Here is a 14,003-nt window from a genome sequence, read left to right on the forward strand (position 1 = left end):
CGTCTGCTCCCGTCGCTCGTGAATTTGGTCACGGCAAACAAGCCAAAGCGAGGGTGAAAGCGAGCGGATGGCGCTCATCCGCTCGTAAGGGGCTTATTCGGCAATCTGATCGACAGAGGTGATGATACGGGATTTTTTGACCGCCGCGAGCGACATGCCATACTTGTCGAGGACGGTCTCGTACTTGCCGTTGGCGATGAGTTCCTGAAAAATTGCCTGCATCATTTCAGCTGAGGCCTTGTCGCCTTTCTGGACGGCGACGCCTAAAGGTAGGACATCGTAGACTCCCGGAGCAACGACGAGCTTTCCATTGCTGGTCTGCTCGTAATATCCAGCTGCGGTGGAGTCGTCGAAACGAGCGTCGGCCCGACCTGTCAGCACCGCCTGGATCGTGTCTTTCTGCTCGGGATAGATGACCTTGTCGATCTTGGGCAGGTTGGATTTCGCGCAGTCCTCGCTCAGCTTGTCCGTGGTGAAATCGGCCGCCGATCCGGTCTGGACAGCCACCCGCTTGCCGCACAGGCTCTTCGCATCCGAGATGGAGTCTTTTTTGTCAGGGAGAACCATCGCCACGGTTCCTGACTGGAGGAACGTGACGAAGTCGACCTGCTTCAAGCGATCTTCCTTCACCGTGAACGTCGCCCACGCTACCTTGACCCTTCCGGCCGAGAGCGAAGGAATTTGGGAAGCGAAAGGTATGCGCTGAAGGTCGAGTTTAGCCGTGATGAGCTTCGCCGCCTCGTGCGCCAAATCCACGTCCAGGCCAGCCGGCTGGCCGTTTGCATCGACGAACTCAAATGGTGCGTAATCGAGCCCATTTGCGATTGTGAGCGTACCGGACGACTTGACGGATTCCGTGACCGGAACCTCCGCTCCGATGGCGTTCTGCGCAAGCGTGAGGGCGACGAAAATACCCAGATGCGTGGCTTTCATGATGATCCCCTTTTTTGGACGTTGGCGTTTAGCACGGGTAAGGAAGCACATCCTGGACAGTGAATCGAATTGAAAAGATGCATTGACAATATGAGCTGCGTTCATGATCTTCTGCGGACCGCCGATATCTTTTGACGGCGAGCAAAAGCACCCGAGGGTCCCGATATGGCCGAGTTCTCTTTGAACCAAATCGATCTCAACCTCCTAAGGACCTTCGACGTCCTCATGCGGGAGCGGAGTGTGACCAGGGCTGCAGACAGACTTGGGCGCACCCAGTCAGCCATAAGCCATTCACTGGGCAGGCTTCGCGACGTGTTTAAAGACGACCTCTTCACCCGAGAAGCGGGGATCATGGAGCCGACCGCACGGGCGAAAGAATTGGCGGAGGTCATTTCCCAGGCCCTGCACGAAATTCGGGTGGCGGTGGACCGACACCTCAATTTCGATCCGACGACCACCTCTAGAAATTTTCGGATTGGCCTTTCGGACTATACGGCCGTCACCTACTTGCCCGAACTGATCGAGAATTTCTCGATGCTCGCGCCCAATGCTTCGTTGAATGTGGTCCACGCCAGGGAACCCGACGCACTCGGATCGTTGAAGAACCGCGAAGTGGAATGCGCGGTGCTTGGCAACCCCAAGCTCGATGCCGAGCACTTCGAGGTCGTGGAGCTTTCGAGGGATCGGATGGTTTGTGCTGGATGGACTGGAAATCCGGCGATGGCCGACATGTCGCTGGATCGTTACCTCGCGTCGCCGCACCTTCAGATATCCGCGGACGGCATCGCAGCCGGCGTCGCGGACATAACCTTGCAGAAGCTCGGCCTTCATCGAAAAGTGGTTGCAACGATACCGCACTATCTCGTTGCTCCATGGGTCATTAAAGGCACGGAGCTGATTTCGGCGTTCGGTGACGGCGTGTTGCTGGCACTCTCTGAAGAAAGCGAGACAGCGATCGTTCCTCCGCCGCTCGAACTTCCCGATGTCACTATTTCGTTAATCTTCGATAGATCGAATGAACTAGACCCCGGGCATGTGTGGTTCCGGAACCTGATCAAAGACGTGTCTGACAGGCAGAGGACGCTCAAACAAGGCGTCTATGAACGACTGGAGCTTTGAACGCGCCTGCGGCCTGAAAAGCCGCGTTTGCGACAAACCGCCGAAGGGGGCATGCAGGCATTTGTCAGTCTAGCTCGAACAGGGCTTCGACCTCGACTGCGGCCTGCAATGGCAGGGAAGAAACCCCGACGGTGCTCCGCGCGTGCCGCCCTTGCTCGCCGAAAATCTCAACGATGACGTCCGAGGCACCGTTCATGACGCGAGCGTGCTCGGAAAACGCAGACGTCGCAGCGATGAACCCACCCAGTCGAACGACCCTCTTGATCTTGTCCAGGCTTCCAAGGCTGGCTCTAGCTTGAGCTATGACATTGATCGCAGCGGCCCGAGCAGCTCGTATTCCGTCTTCGACAGAGACGTTTTCCCCGAGCGATCCCAACGCCACGAGTGTGCCGCCGGGAGACACGCAAAGCTGCCCTGAAATGAACAGGAGGTTCCCGACTTGATGAGTCGCGACGTAGTTCGCGACCGATCCGGGCGGTTTCGGGAGATCGATGGCCAGTTCTATGATGCGCTGCTCGAAAGAAGAGTTCATTGGCAAGTCCTGTCCTTCAGCTTCTGTGGCTGTGGATAGATGAATTTCGGAGGGCGGTCCGGGAGTTTTTCCGCGCGTCAGAGGACGCGCGCCAAAAACTCACGTGTTCGGGGAGACTGCGGGTTGGCAATCATCTCTCGCGGGTTGCCGGATTCGACGACAAGCCCGCCGTCCATGAAAATAAGCTGATCGGCAACCTCGCGGGCGAACCCGATTTCATGCGTCACGACTACCATGGTTATTCCCTCGCGCGCCAGACTCTTCATCACCTCGAGCACCTCGCCCACGAGCTCTGGATCGAGTGCGGATGTCGGCTCGTCAAAAAGCAAGACCTTTGGGTTCATCGCGAGCGCCCGTGCGATAGCCACGCGCTGTTGCTGGCCGCCCGACAACTGCCTCGGGTAAGCGTCCCTCTTTTCGGCAAGGCCCACCCGTTTGAGAAGTTCAATCGCCTTTGCCGTCGCCTGCGCAACCGGCTCCCGCTTCACGCGTAAAGGAGCCTCCATAAGATTTTCGATCACGGTCATGTGAGGAAACAAGTTGAACTGCTGGAAAACCATTCCGATCTCGGCCCTGCGCTGGCATATCGCGCTCGGCGGCAGTTCGTAGAGTTTGTTGCCTTCTAGGCGATAGCCAACGAAGTCTCCGTCGACGAGCATCAACCCGCCATTGATTTCCTCGAGGTGATTGATGCAGCGCAGGAATGTGCTCTTTCCCGATCCTGAAGGGCCGATGATGCAAGCGACCGAGCCGGACGGCACCGTGAGGTCCACGCCTTTGAGCACCTCGAGATGGCCGTAGGATTTGCGGATGCCTTTGGCATGTACCATCGTCGTAGATGCGATCCCGAAGCGCTCGTGATGTGTGCCGGGTGCAGTCATGCCAGCGCCTCCTTCCGACCGATCTTGGCCAGGTTCCCGAGTATTGCCCTCGTGATTCCGGGATTGATGCGATGCTCGTCGCGGCTGAAATGTTTTTCCAGGTAGAACTGACCGCCAGACATGATCGAGACTACGGCGAGGTACCAGAAAGACACAACAAGGAGCAGAGGGATGGTCTCGAACGTCCGGGCATAGATGGACTGGGCCGAGTACAGCAGATCGCCCACAGCGATGATACTGACCAGAGAGGTCGTCTTGAGAAGGTTGATCGTCTCGTTTCCGGTCGGCGGAATGATTATTCTCATCGCTTGGGGAAGGACAATCCTCCTCAGCGCCAGGCTAGGATTCATCCCAAGACATGCCGACGCCTCGTACTGGCCCTTGTTGACCGACTTCAATCCGCTCCTGACGATTTCGGCCATATATCCCGCTTCATGAAGCGAGAGTGCGACGATGGCCGAGACCAGTGGGGTCATGATGTCATTTGTAGACACCGAATACACTGTGCCGACCCCCGGCAGCCAAAGCGTGATATCTTTGACGACGATCGACAGATTGTACCAGATGATCAACTGGACGAGAGCTGGAGTGCCTCGGAAGAACCAGACGAAGGCCGCAGCGGGCACAGAAAGCAGCTTGCTCGGAGACAGCATCATCAATGCGGCGATGGTTCCCCCGAGAGTGGCTAGGGCCATCACGACCGCTGTGATTAGAACGGTTTGCCAAAGACCATCGAGTATGAGTGGGTTGAACAGATATTGCGCGACGATGGGCCACTGAAACTCGGGATTGGAAATTGCTGACCTGATCATGCCGGCGACCGACACTAAGACCAAGGCGACGGCCACCCACCTCCAAGGGTGTCGCAGTGGAACGATGGTCAGTTGTTCCGGGTCGATCTTGTCGGCCGATCTCCTTGTGGATTGACTACCAGTCATACTCGCCTCCGCTTGACTAGATGGGCACATTCCGTTCCCGATATCTGGGTTGTCCCCCGATTGGCGCGGTCACCCACGTCTCGGAAATTTTGATCTCGCCTCCCTTCGTTGTGAGGCCCGACGGTGCATTCAATCAAATTAATAATTCGCATCGTGAAAATGCACGCGGTGCATGAGGACTAGAAACGTGGCGGGACCACCCGCAGGCCAATCCTCAAAGGCAAGGGGGCTCGCCCTTAAAATGGGCGAAAAGCTGCGACGCCGCGTCTTGCGGGTTCGTTACGATTCAGGGATTCCGTCTGGGCATCATGTCCTCGCTCAAAATACGAGGACAAATTGCCAGATCGGTGCTCACGAAAAATCGATCTAAATCCGACGCGACTTTTGTCCGCGACTCGGTGAAATCGCCGTCCCGAACTTTGTGCAACCCGCAATCCTTGCGAAGCGGCTGATAGCCAGTGACGCCCTGGGGCGAAGAGCAGACCCTTGCGCGATTGACATGCCTTACCCGTTCCGCAATCAACACTTCCCCGCAAATGCGACTCCCATCTTCATCGTCTGGGCCCGGCGTTTTGACCATTGCGCATACACGTGGCTCGCCGCGCTTGAACGCAAGCAGTGCTCGGAGCAGGCCTCACCATCAATCTTATCGTCAAGGCGGCTCGTTCACGTCCATGAGGCGCTGTCGAAGGAGACTTGTATTTTCCGCTGCGGCCTTCTGGTGCTTCCTCTTATCGACTTCTCGGAGTCCCGTCGTGATGGTAGACCGATCTGCGACTGGTTGTTGGCGCGGCCTGCCGGTTCCACACGTCGATCTCGCAGGCGGCCGCGTCGTATAGACCACCGCCCGCGGCAAACACCCTTGCTCCCGTCAGCCCTCAACCCATCTCTCACATATTGACGTAGCCGGAAAAAAGGTCCTCCGCGATTGCCACTGGAGGCGTTTCCCCACATCGTTGAGTGGAAACGCCGGGTCAGAAAACCGGCGGGGTCGCGGCATCCATACGATCTGATGCCGGGTACAATGCGCTTTCACATGCGCCTCGGCCGTTCGGTAGAAGTTCGACTGCATTGGTCGGTGCACGCATGTTTCGCAGTTTCTTAACAGGGCTCATAAAGGCTCATTGGAAGCTGCCGGATTTTGGCCGCGGCGAACCTCATCCCTCCGCACAACGGAGGAAAGAGCGAATGCCGTAAGGGTGTCCCGTACGCCCGGGAGCTCGGATATCAGCTGCCAGATCTGGCGAATTCGATCGGCTCGCGGAGATTCCACTCTGACGACGAGATCGAAATCGCCCGTCATCACATCGCAAGCGACGACCTCGGGAATTGTCCGCAGAGCTTGGATGATCTCGCCACCCCTCATACGGTCCTGGCGGTAGACAAACATCAATGCGGTGGTGATCGGGCTATCGTTTCCGCCATCCCCAGTGACGATCGTGTAACCCTTGATGAAGCCCTCGCGTTCTAGCCGTTCTATCCGAACGCGAACAGCATTACGGGACAGATTGACCTTGCCCGATAGCTCAGCGTGAGAGGCCCGTGCGTTGGTCCGCAGCGCGCTTAGGATTTGTTCGTCGATGCGGTCGAGAAGATATCTCATGCCCGACAGGCCGGTTGCCGGGCAACTTGGCCAAATCCCGAAGATTCAAATGCGCGTACAGCCGCCTCAAGCATATAAATCTTTTCCTTTTTGCTAGCATAGTGTCTGGCGGCGGATGCGAGGACGAACGCGGGAAGTGCTTTCTTTTCCGCCTCAGTCAGCTGTCTTACACTCTCATAGCCTGCCAAGATGGCCCGGGCTTTCTGTTCGTCCAGCTCTCCAGCCGGCTGGCTCGCCCAGCTAATGAGAACGTCCGCAATCTCAGAAATCAGCACGTCATCGTGCCGGAGCCGGAAGTTAATCACACCGCTGACGTTCTCTCCGAGGAAGAAGACATTGGAAGGTACCAGGGCTCCATGCAGGGCACCCGTTGGCAGCTCATCCAGAGAATGTTTTCGGCCCCCTTGCAGGATCACGTGGATCCGCGCCATGAGGCGGCCGAGATTTTCGCTCTTTTCTGGCGTTGGATTGTTTGTCGATGATCCCGCTACAAAGCTCACGATGGCAACAAGGCGACCGGCAGCCTGGAAGGTGGCGTCGCCATCAACCGTCCGCGTCGGTTTAGGACATGGAATACCCCTGTTGTTCAGCTTCTCCATCGTTGCGAACGCGCGTTCCAGATCCAGCGGCTCGGCGCCGTTTTCGAAAAGCGTGACGATGAATTCACCGCCCGCTGTCCGGAAAAGATAGGTCGTTTCCCTGTCACCGTCGGCAATACCGATCACCGACGACAACGATGTCATACCGTAGGCTGCGGCTATCGAGTTTCGGTCTTCGTCGGATATTTCAGTGAAAACGGCCATCTTTCCCCTCCGTCCAACCACTTCTTGAGAAATTCGCAAACTCCGCGGTATCTCCATAAATCTGATGAACCTGGCTTTCCGTCAGACCTCTTTCTTCTTCGACAACATCTCGTAAGTTTCTCTTTTCGACCAGCGCCTTTTTGGTTAGATCTGCCGCTTTGCTGTATCCGATCAACTTCGCCAGCGGCTTAGCAAGAACGATAGATTGGTCGAGCAACGCCTGGCAACGATCGACGTCAACTTCGATGCCATCGATGCAGCGTTCCATTAAGATCACCATGCCTCTGGTTAGCATGCGCATCGACTGCAGGATATTCAAAACGATGACCGGCTCCATCGCGTTCAGCTGCAGTTGACCGGCACTGGCGGCGAGCGTCACCGTAAGATCATTGCCGATAACCTGAAAGCTAATCTGGTTCATCATCTCCGGGATGAAGGGATTGCCCTTGCCAGGCATGATCGACGAGCCGGCTTGGACCGGCGGCAAGCGGATCTCTCCTAGACCGCCACGGGGACCGCTACTCAACAGCCGAAGGTCGTTGCAAATCTTCGTCAGGTTGAAGGCAATGCCTTCAAGCACGAAGGAGACGAACCCGCCCGTGTCCGATGTGGCTTCGATGAAGTTGCGGGCCGGAATTAACCGGTAGCCGGATTTCTGGGACAGGTGATCGCATACCGCCTGCGCGAAGCCTGAGGGTACGTTGATTGCCGTGCCGCTCGCCGAACCGCAGAGGTTTATCTCCTTAAGAAGCTTAGAGGCGTAGTGGACTTGAACGATATCCTCGTCAATGAATTCAGCAAACGCTTCGAATTCCTTCCCCGCGGTCACGGGCGCAGCGTCTTGCAACTGTGTCCGGCCGACTTTCACAGAACTCGCGGCATGACTGAGCGTCGGACTTTCCCCCGTCGTTCCGCACGGAACAAGGCCGAAGGACCCTTCGTCGATCTGCCATTCGATGAGATCGCGCAGCGCGCCCTCATCCACATGGCCATCAGCAAATGGCGTGACAGGCGCAGTGATAGAACCCTTGAACATTGTTTACCCCGACATTGCTGATGGCATTGAGCGTGGAAAGAGCTGTTAAGGCTTCAACCGGTTGATGCACACGACCTTCGGCTGGGTCATGTCCTCATAGGCAAACCGCACACCCTCGCGGCCCATGCTGCCATATTTGAAGCCGCCAAACGGCATTGCATCGAACCGGTAGTCGGAGGAGTCGTTGACCATGACGCCACCGGCCTCGATCTTGCTTGCAGTTTCGAGCGCCGCTTCGAGGTCATTGGTAAAAATGGCGGCGTGAAGGCTGTAGTCAGGGCCGTTTGCAAGACCGATTGCATCAGCCAATCCATCGAAGGGCTGAAGAATGACGATCGGCGCGAATACTTCTTCGCCCCACACGTCGCAGGATATCGGAACATCCTCCAGGACGGTCGGCGGGTAGAGATTGCCGGCTGGCCTATGGCCGCAAAGCAATGTCGCGCCGGCAGCGAGCGCCCGTTCGACCATTGCGATCGCTCTGCTGACAGCCTTTTCGGAGATCAACGGGCCGACATCGGTATCGGCATCCAAGGGATTGCCAGTCTTGAGCTTCTTGGTATCTGCGACGAATTTCGCCTTGAATTGCTGATAGATCGGCCGCTGGATCAGAATTCGCTGCGTGCCAATGCAGTTCTGACCGGCCGCCCAGTAGGCTCCGGATACGCAGGCCTCGACGGCCGCATCGAAGTTGCAATTTTCCATAACGATGACAGGCGCATTGCCGCCGAGATCCATGGCAAGTTTTTTGAGGCCCGCGGTCTTGGCAATCGCTTCACCGGTGGCAAAGCCGCCAGTAAACGAGATCATGCGAACGTCTCTCGCCGCAACAAGAGCCTTTCCAAGCTCAGGGCCACCGATCGCAACCGTTATAATCTCTTCAGGTAGACCGCTTTCGATCATGACCTCGACGAGCTTGACGGCAGAGAGTGGGGTAAACTCGGACGGCTTCAAAAGCACTGCGTTGCCACCGGCAATCGCGGGACCGAGTTTGTGGGCAACGAGGTTGAGTGGGTCGTTGTAGGGCGTGATGGCAGCAATAATCCCCAGCGGTTCTCTCGTATACCAACCCTGGCGAGACTCCGAGCCCGCGTAAGCATCGAACGGGATGACTTCGCCCGCGTTGCGTTTGGCCTCGTCGGCGGACAGCTTGAGCGTATTGACGCACCGGATTGTCTCTTTGCGGGCCTGCGTAATCGTCTTGCCCGCCTCTTTGGCGATCAGGAGCGCGAACTCCTCCCGCGAGGCCTCGATTGCTGCTGCGGCCGTTTCAAGGATCGCCGACCGCTTGTGACGGGGCAGGGTTCTGGCAATCTGCGCGCCGCGCCTGGCTCGCTCAAGGAGCGCATCCACGCTTGCAGCACAGGTTTCCACAACTGTTCCGACCAGCGTACCGTCGAAGGGGCTGGTGACGGCAATTTCTTCGAGGCCTGTCGCTTGGGTGAGTGCAAGGTTGTGCATCATGCAGCTTCCTTAGCGGTGGAAGAAGCGCCCGCGGAATGAATGGCGACGATATCGGAAAGAAGAGCATATGCAGTTTCGATGCGGCCAGCGCCAGGTCCGGTGATCGTCACGGCGCCCAGCAGTTCGGTGTCGAGTGAGACTGCATTAGTGGCGCCGTTGACGCCTGCCAGCGGATGATCGAGGCCAAGCCGTTTGGGGGAAACACTGCCGGTCACACTGCCGTCGTCATTGCGGACCGCAGCCCCGATGAGCTTCCAGCGGCTGTTTGCCTTGGCGGCTTCCTCGATGTCGGAGAGTGAAAGACCGGAGACGCCCTTGCAGCTTATATCCTCAGGCTTGAGATTCGCGCCAAGCAGTTCGTTTGCCAGGATGACAACCTTCAGACGAACGTCGAAACCTTCCACATCTGCGGTCGGGTCGGCTTCGGCATAACCGAGTTTCTGTGCTTCCTTGACGGCGGAGGCGAAATCCAGACCGCTTTCCATGCGACCGAGGACGAAGTTGGATGTGCCGTTGAGGATCCCCTCGAAGCCCTTCAATTCGGCGCCGGCAAGGGTTCTTTCCGCCATGCGAATAACAGGTGTGCCGCTCATCACGGCGCCTTCGTACTCGAAGCGCACGCCGTTGGTTTTTGCGAACGCCTTGAGCGCTGGGGCAGCGATGGCTACAGGGCCTTTGTTGGTGGTTACCACGTGTTTGCCGGTCTCAAGTGCCCACCTGCAATGCGAGACGGCGGGTTCGCCATCCTTGGGATTGGTGTACGTTGCCTCGACTACGATGTCTGCCGGCGCCGTCTTGATGATGGTCTCGTTGTCAGCTTCAGCACTTCCACCCGAAAGTTGTCCGAAGCCACCCTTTTCGAACTTCGCGTCGACCAGAGTTTTTGCATCAAGACCATTTGGCGAGATTACCGAACCCAAATAGAGGTCGCTCACAGCGACAATATTCAGGCGGAAGCCAAGGTCGCGTTCCCAGAGCTGGTTCTTGGCGGCGATGAGTTCAGTCAGGGCGCGATTGACGCCGCCAAATCCGATCAGAGCGATATTGTAAATTGTCATAACGATCCTCCGTGAAGTTTATGGCGTAATCATAGGATGCGAAACGATCCACCGGAACGTGGCAAACGAGCCAAAGGGCAGCGCACTTTGCTCAATTTGCTGCCGCGCTGGTCAGGTCCTTGAGAGTTTCATCACGGGCATCCCGGACACGATCAAAGCGCCGTCTGCCAGACGCATAGGTGATGCTTGTTCTCCAAGGATCGTCGTTCCGAGCAGGCACGATCTCGCCGGCTGTAATTGGAGCCGGCAATGCCGTACACGATGCAGGCGACCAAATGGGGCCGCAAATTTGCGTTGTATGTTCGGTTCGCTAAACGGACTGGGAACTTGAATTGCCGGTAGAAAGCCATCCGGACTTGATGAGTCCGGGCAAGCCGCGGTGCGCGTGGCCATCTCCTCGACCCAGCGGCCACGCTTTCCAAGCGTGGCCGTCGCCGCCATCGATGAGGCGGTTGGCCCTGACTTTCCGACCATCATTAGCGTAAGCCAGTGGAAGCAGCAGGATTCCGCGGCACGGCTATGCGAGACCAGCGCTGATGCACATTTGTTGCTGCCGTTGGTGGACGCTGGGTAGATCTCCTACATCACCTGCAGCGGCGTTTCTGAAACCGGACTTTCCTGCGATCGATATCGAGAAAGGCGTAAACCTCGGCGGACGCGGCCGAGAACTCACCCGTGCTACAACATTGGCGGGGTCTTATTCGGCTTCGACGCAGACTTCCTGAACGCCTTTACAGGTCAAGGGGCGGGGCGGAGACAAGGGCTAGAAAGATTGATCGGAACGAGCGCGACGAGTGCGATTTAATCGCCGTTGACAGAGCTCTGACTAGCGATCAGGCGAGTGTGGACCCTGCGACGCTGCGGCCCTTTCTGAACTCGTAAATTTAAATATCACCGGTGGAAGTGATGATATTCGCTTGCCTGCTATCTTTCTCGCGCGATACATTACGACGCCACCACCAACCCTGAAGTCGAGAACTGCCACTTCTCCGACATGTACCCCCGAAGCCGGTGTGGGTGGCGCCAGAGGCACTCTTTTAAGGCCAGGATGAACAAAACGACGATGAAGTCTGCTCGCCGCCTAGATGGGACGTTGCCCGTGTTCCCGCGAAGAAGCCTCACCAATAGCCGAACAAAATGGCATTATTGGTATCCAGTTGATCCAGTCGCGCCGATCAGTTACGCGGCAATACCAGCAATTGCCTCTAGGAATGCCTCAATTTCCTCCTCCGAATTGTAATAATGTGGGGAAGCTCGCACCACCGGCGGGAGTTGTCGCGTATACGCGTCCACGGGTGTACTAGAGGGCGGGGAAACCGAGACGTTGATTCCCTTGCCAGCCAGATAGGCCATGACGGCTGGCGAATCCCAGCCGTTAACGGTGAATGAGATGATGGACGCGAGCGGCGCCCCAAGGTCATGTACGGATACGGCACGCATCCCCCTCAGACCTTCCCGAAGCCTTGAAGAAAGGTGACTGCAGCGCGCTTCGATGTTTTCGAGCCCTATTTCGAGCGCGTAGTCCACTGCTGCCCGCAAGCCGAGACGAACCGAACAGTTCTTTTCCCACGTTTCAAAGCGTCTGGCATCAGGTCGCAACTCGTATCGATCGGGTGCGGTCCAGGGCGCGCCGTAGAGATCGATCATCGCTGGCTCGATCTTCTCCAGAACTGATTTTCGCATGTACATGAAACCCGTTCCCCGCGGCGCACGGAGAAACTTCCTGCCGGTAGCGGTGAGGATGTCGCAGCCGAGAGCATTCACATCGATCGGCGTTTGACCCGCAGCTTGGCAGGCGTCGAGCAGATAGAGAATGCCGTTGTCTCGCGCTATTCGACCGATCGCTGCTGCTGGATTGATAAGCCCGCCGTTCGTCGGGATCCAGGTGACCGCTATCAATCGAACGCGCTCATCAATCATTTTCGTCAGCGCGTCCGGATCAAGGACGCCAGAGGCGTCATTCGGAATGACTTCGATCGATACGCCGGTGCGCTTGGCAACCTGCAGAAAGGCCACGTAGTTGGCCGCAAATTCGGCACTTGCCGTCAGAATCCTGTCTCCAGGTCCAAAAGAAAGGGAATAGAAGGCGCGCTGCCAGGCGATCGTCGCGTTTTCAGCTATCGCTATCTCGTCGCGAGCGCAGTTTACGAAAGTGGCCAAGCTGTCATAGGCTCCCTCCAACAGCGAGTTGGCCTCCGCTGCTGCCTCGTAGCCACCGATTTCGCCCTCCCGGCTCAGGTACCCAATCACTGCGTCAATCACCGGACTCGGCATCAGCGCCGCCCCAGCATTGTTGAGGTGGTTTCTGTTTCTTGTGCCGGGAGTATCAGCACGCAGGCGAGGAAGGTCCAAAGCCTTGCGGGCGTCGCGGTTGATTTGCGACATGAGGAGTTCCTTCCTTTAATCTAGCCACCCATCTTGTTGACGCAATCAAAACTGCGGCGGAAGCCGATACTTTTGCAACCTACTGTGCAGATTTGAACGGCGTGGCGTGACCCGGCGCCAGTTAACAGGCCAGCCTGCTCGGCGGGCAGCAACGTGCGCCTTTCACCGTGACCAGGGTACGTTTCCCAGAAGGCGTTGTTCGTCCCGACGAACCAGCGCTTTCACGAACTGCTTTACGGCTCTCACTCTCGGCAGATAAGCTAGGTCCTGATGTGCCGACATCCAGATCTCACGTTCGCCGCTCAACTCTTCAAGCACTGGAATGAGCCCGAGTTTCAGACTGCGTGCGAATTCAGGAAGCGCTACAATTCCTGCGCCCGCAGACGCCGCGAACATCTGCGACATCATGCTGTTTGAGCTGAACGCCATCGTTGGGGCGGGTACGAGTTCCTCTAGCCATAGAACGCTTTCGAGCAGAACTAGCTCTTCGATATAGCCGACAAAGCGGTGCTCGCGAAGATCCGCCGCTTGAGAGGGAACGCCATTGCGTTCCAGATAGGCCTGCGAAGCGAATAGGCCAGTCTTGAAGCGTCCGATCAGCTGACTGTCGAGAGCAGTTCCATGTGGCTTGAAGAAGCTTAGGAAAAGATCTGCCTCCCGGCGAGCGACCCGAACGGTTTGCGGCGATGTCACAAGCTCGATGTCAAGATCAGGGTACCGACTACTGAGTTCAACGAGGCGCTCGGAGAGATAAAGCGTTGCGATGCCCTCCATGGTGGCTAATCTGACCGTACCGCGTACCTCGTCTCGATTGCTCACGTCGCTGCGAAGCGCATTCACCCCATTCTCGATTTCCTCCGCTCGCCGCATCGTAACAAGCCCGGCTGGGGTCAGCAGAAGTCCATCCCTGGTCCTTTCGACGAGTGCGCCGCCAACCGTGTATTCCAGGCGAGCAAGCCGACGGGAAACAGTGGAGTGGCTGACTTTCAGTTCCCGGGCGGCTCCGGTCACGCTCTTGCACCGTACGACGATGAGGAAAAGTTTGAGATCGTCCCAGTCAAGATGATCGATTGCAGTCGCCATGCGACCCTCCGTCTATTTTTGCACAGAGTAGTGCATCCAATTCGGGTTGGCGCACAAATTCGTTTTGATAGTTTCGAGCGGGCTGCAAAGGCGAACATGCAGCATATCATGACGCAAACCACTTGCGGATATGCTGGTCGCCAGCAGGTCGCGCTGCTTAACCTGCCT

General features: G+C 57.2%; 11 protein-coding genes and 3 pseudogenes. 1 reads left to right on the top strand and 13 read right to left on the bottom strand.

Going from position 1 to position 14,003, the window contains the following annotated elements:
* Positions 1-93 precede the first annotated feature (93 nt).
* A complete protein-coding gene (locus tag RL_RS25460; protein ID WP_011654686.1) occupies positions 94-933 on the bottom strand; it encodes an ABC transporter substrate-binding protein in 840 nt (279 codons plus the stop codon).
* Positions 934-1,098: 165 nt separating this feature from the next.
* Between RL_RS25460 and RL_RS25465 the strand changes: the two genes are divergently transcribed.
* Positions 1,099-2,052, top strand: coding sequence for a LysR family transcriptional regulator (locus RL_RS25465; protein WP_011654687.1), 954 nt, complete (start codon positions 1,099-1,101; stop codon positions 2,050-2,052).
* 64 nt (positions 2,053-2,116) lie between these two features.
* On the opposite strand, the gene RL_RS25470 is transcribed toward RL_RS25465, so the two are convergent.
* From RL_RS25470 to RL_RS25520, 12 genes and pseudogenes are all read right to left on the bottom strand, one after another.
* Positions 2,117-2,584: a RidA family protein gene (locus RL_RS25470; protein ID WP_026264766.1), complete on the bottom strand. Its 468-nt coding sequence runs from the start codon at positions 2,582-2,584 to the stop codon at positions 2,117-2,119.
* Positions 2,585-2,661: 77 nt separating this feature from the next.
* Positions 2,662-3,465 carry an amino acid ABC transporter ATP-binding protein gene (locus tag RL_RS25475; RefSeq protein WP_011654689.1) on the bottom strand — a complete coding sequence of 268 codons (804 nt, stop codon included), beginning with the start codon at positions 3,463-3,465 and terminating at the stop codon, positions 2,662-2,664.
* Positions 3,462-4,403 (bottom strand): amino acid ABC transporter permease, encoded by a 942-nt coding sequence (locus RL_RS25480; RefSeq protein ID WP_011654690.1) that lies wholly within the window; start codon positions 4,401-4,403, stop codon positions 3,462-3,464. Before RL_RS25480 ends, RL_RS25475 begins: the two co-directional genes overlap by 4 nt.
* 403 nt (positions 4,404-4,806) lie before the next feature.
* A pseudogene (locus tag RL_RS40735) lies at positions 4,807-5,054 on the bottom strand (IS110 family transposase); the annotation flags it as partial.
* A gap of 460 nt (positions 5,055-5,514) precedes the next feature.
* Entirely contained in the window at positions 5,515-6,006 is a 492-nt protein-coding gene (locus tag RL_RS25485; protein ID WP_011654693.1) for an Lrp/AsnC family transcriptional regulator, read from the bottom strand.
* Positions 6,003-6,809 (bottom strand): homoserine kinase, encoded by an 807-nt coding sequence (locus RL_RS25490; protein WP_011654694.1) that lies wholly within the window; start codon positions 6,807-6,809, stop codon positions 6,003-6,005. The genes RL_RS25485 and RL_RS25490 overlap by 4 nt, the downstream gene beginning before the upstream one ends.
* A pseudogene (locus tag RL_RS25495) lies at positions 6,793-7,686 on the bottom strand (lyase family protein); the annotation flags it as partial. The gene RL_RS25490 and the pseudogene RL_RS25495, both read right to left, overlap by 17 nt.
* Positions 7,687-7,740: 54 nt before the next feature.
* A pseudogene (locus RL_RS40740) lies at positions 7,741-7,845 on the bottom strand (dihydrodipicolinate synthase family protein); the annotation flags it as partial.
* Between the two features lie 45 nt (positions 7,846-7,890).
* Positions 7,891-9,309, bottom strand: coding sequence for an aldehyde dehydrogenase family protein (locus tag RL_RS25500; protein ID WP_032984729.1), 1,419 nt, complete (start codon positions 9,307-9,309; stop codon positions 7,891-7,893).
* Positions 9,306-10,367, bottom strand: a complete 1,062-nt coding sequence (locus RL_RS25505) for a homoserine dehydrogenase (RefSeq protein WP_011654697.1) — start codon at positions 10,365-10,367, stop codon at positions 9,306-9,308. The genes RL_RS25500 and RL_RS25505 overlap by 4 nt, the downstream gene beginning before the upstream one ends.
* Positions 10,368-11,546: 1,179 nt before the next feature.
* Positions 11,547-12,752 carry an aminotransferase class V-fold PLP-dependent enzyme gene (locus RL_RS25515; protein ID WP_011654699.1) on the bottom strand — a complete coding sequence of 402 codons (1,206 nt, stop codon included), beginning with the start codon at positions 12,750-12,752 and terminating at the stop codon, positions 11,547-11,549.
* 162 nt (positions 12,753-12,914) lie between these two features.
* Positions 12,915-13,835: a LysR family transcriptional regulator gene (locus RL_RS25520; RefSeq protein WP_011654700.1), complete on the bottom strand. Its 921-nt coding sequence runs from the start codon at positions 13,833-13,835 to the stop codon at positions 12,915-12,917.
* Positions 13,836-14,003 lie beyond the last annotated feature (168 nt).

The sequence above is a fragment of the Rhizobium johnstonii 3841 genome (genome assembly GCF_000009265.1).
Lineage (GTDB): Bacteria > Pseudomonadota > Alphaproteobacteria > Rhizobiales > Rhizobiaceae > Rhizobium > Rhizobium acaciae.

Bases quoted from the DNA above. Each gene is read 5' to 3' on its own strand.
- RL_RS25465 (WP_011654687.1), top strand. From the start codon at position 1,099: ATGGCCGAGTTCTCTTTGAACCAAATCGATCTCAACCTCCTAAGGACC.
- RL_RS25485 (WP_011654693.1), bottom strand. From the start codon at position 6,006: ATGAGATATCTTCTCGACCGCATCGACGAACAAATCCTAAGCGCGCTG.
- RL_RS25520 (WP_011654700.1), bottom strand. From the start codon at position 13,835: ATGGCGACTGCAATCGATCATCTTGACTGGGACGATCTCAAACTTTTC.
- RL_RS25475 (WP_011654689.1), bottom strand. From the start codon at position 3,465: ATGACTGCACCCGGCACACATCACGAGCGCTTCGGGATCGCATCTACG.
- RL_RS25500 (WP_032984729.1), bottom strand. From the start codon at position 9,309: ATGATGCACAACCTTGCACTCACCCAAGCGACAGGCCTCGAAGAAATT.
- RL_RS25515 (WP_011654699.1), bottom strand. From the start codon at position 12,752: ATGTCGCAAATCAACCGCGACGCCCGCAAGGCTTTGGACCTTCCTCGC.
- RL_RS25460 (WP_011654686.1), bottom strand. From the start codon at position 933: ATGAAAGCCACGCATCTGGGTATTTTCGTCGCCCTCACGCTTGCGCAG.
- RL_RS25505 (WP_011654697.1), bottom strand. From the start codon at position 10,367: ATGACAATTTACAATATCGCTCTGATCGGATTTGGCGGCGTCAATCGC.
- RL_RS25480 (WP_011654690.1), bottom strand. From the start codon at position 4,403: ATGACTGGTAGTCAATCCACAAGGAGATCGGCCGACAAGATCGACCCG.
- RL_RS25470 (WP_026264766.1), bottom strand. From the start codon at position 2,584: ATGAACTCTTCTTTCGAGCAGCGCATCATAGAACTGGCCATCGATCTC.
- RL_RS25490 (WP_011654694.1), bottom strand. From the start codon at position 6,809: ATGGCCGTTTTCACTGAAATATCCGACGAAGACCGAAACTCGATAGCC.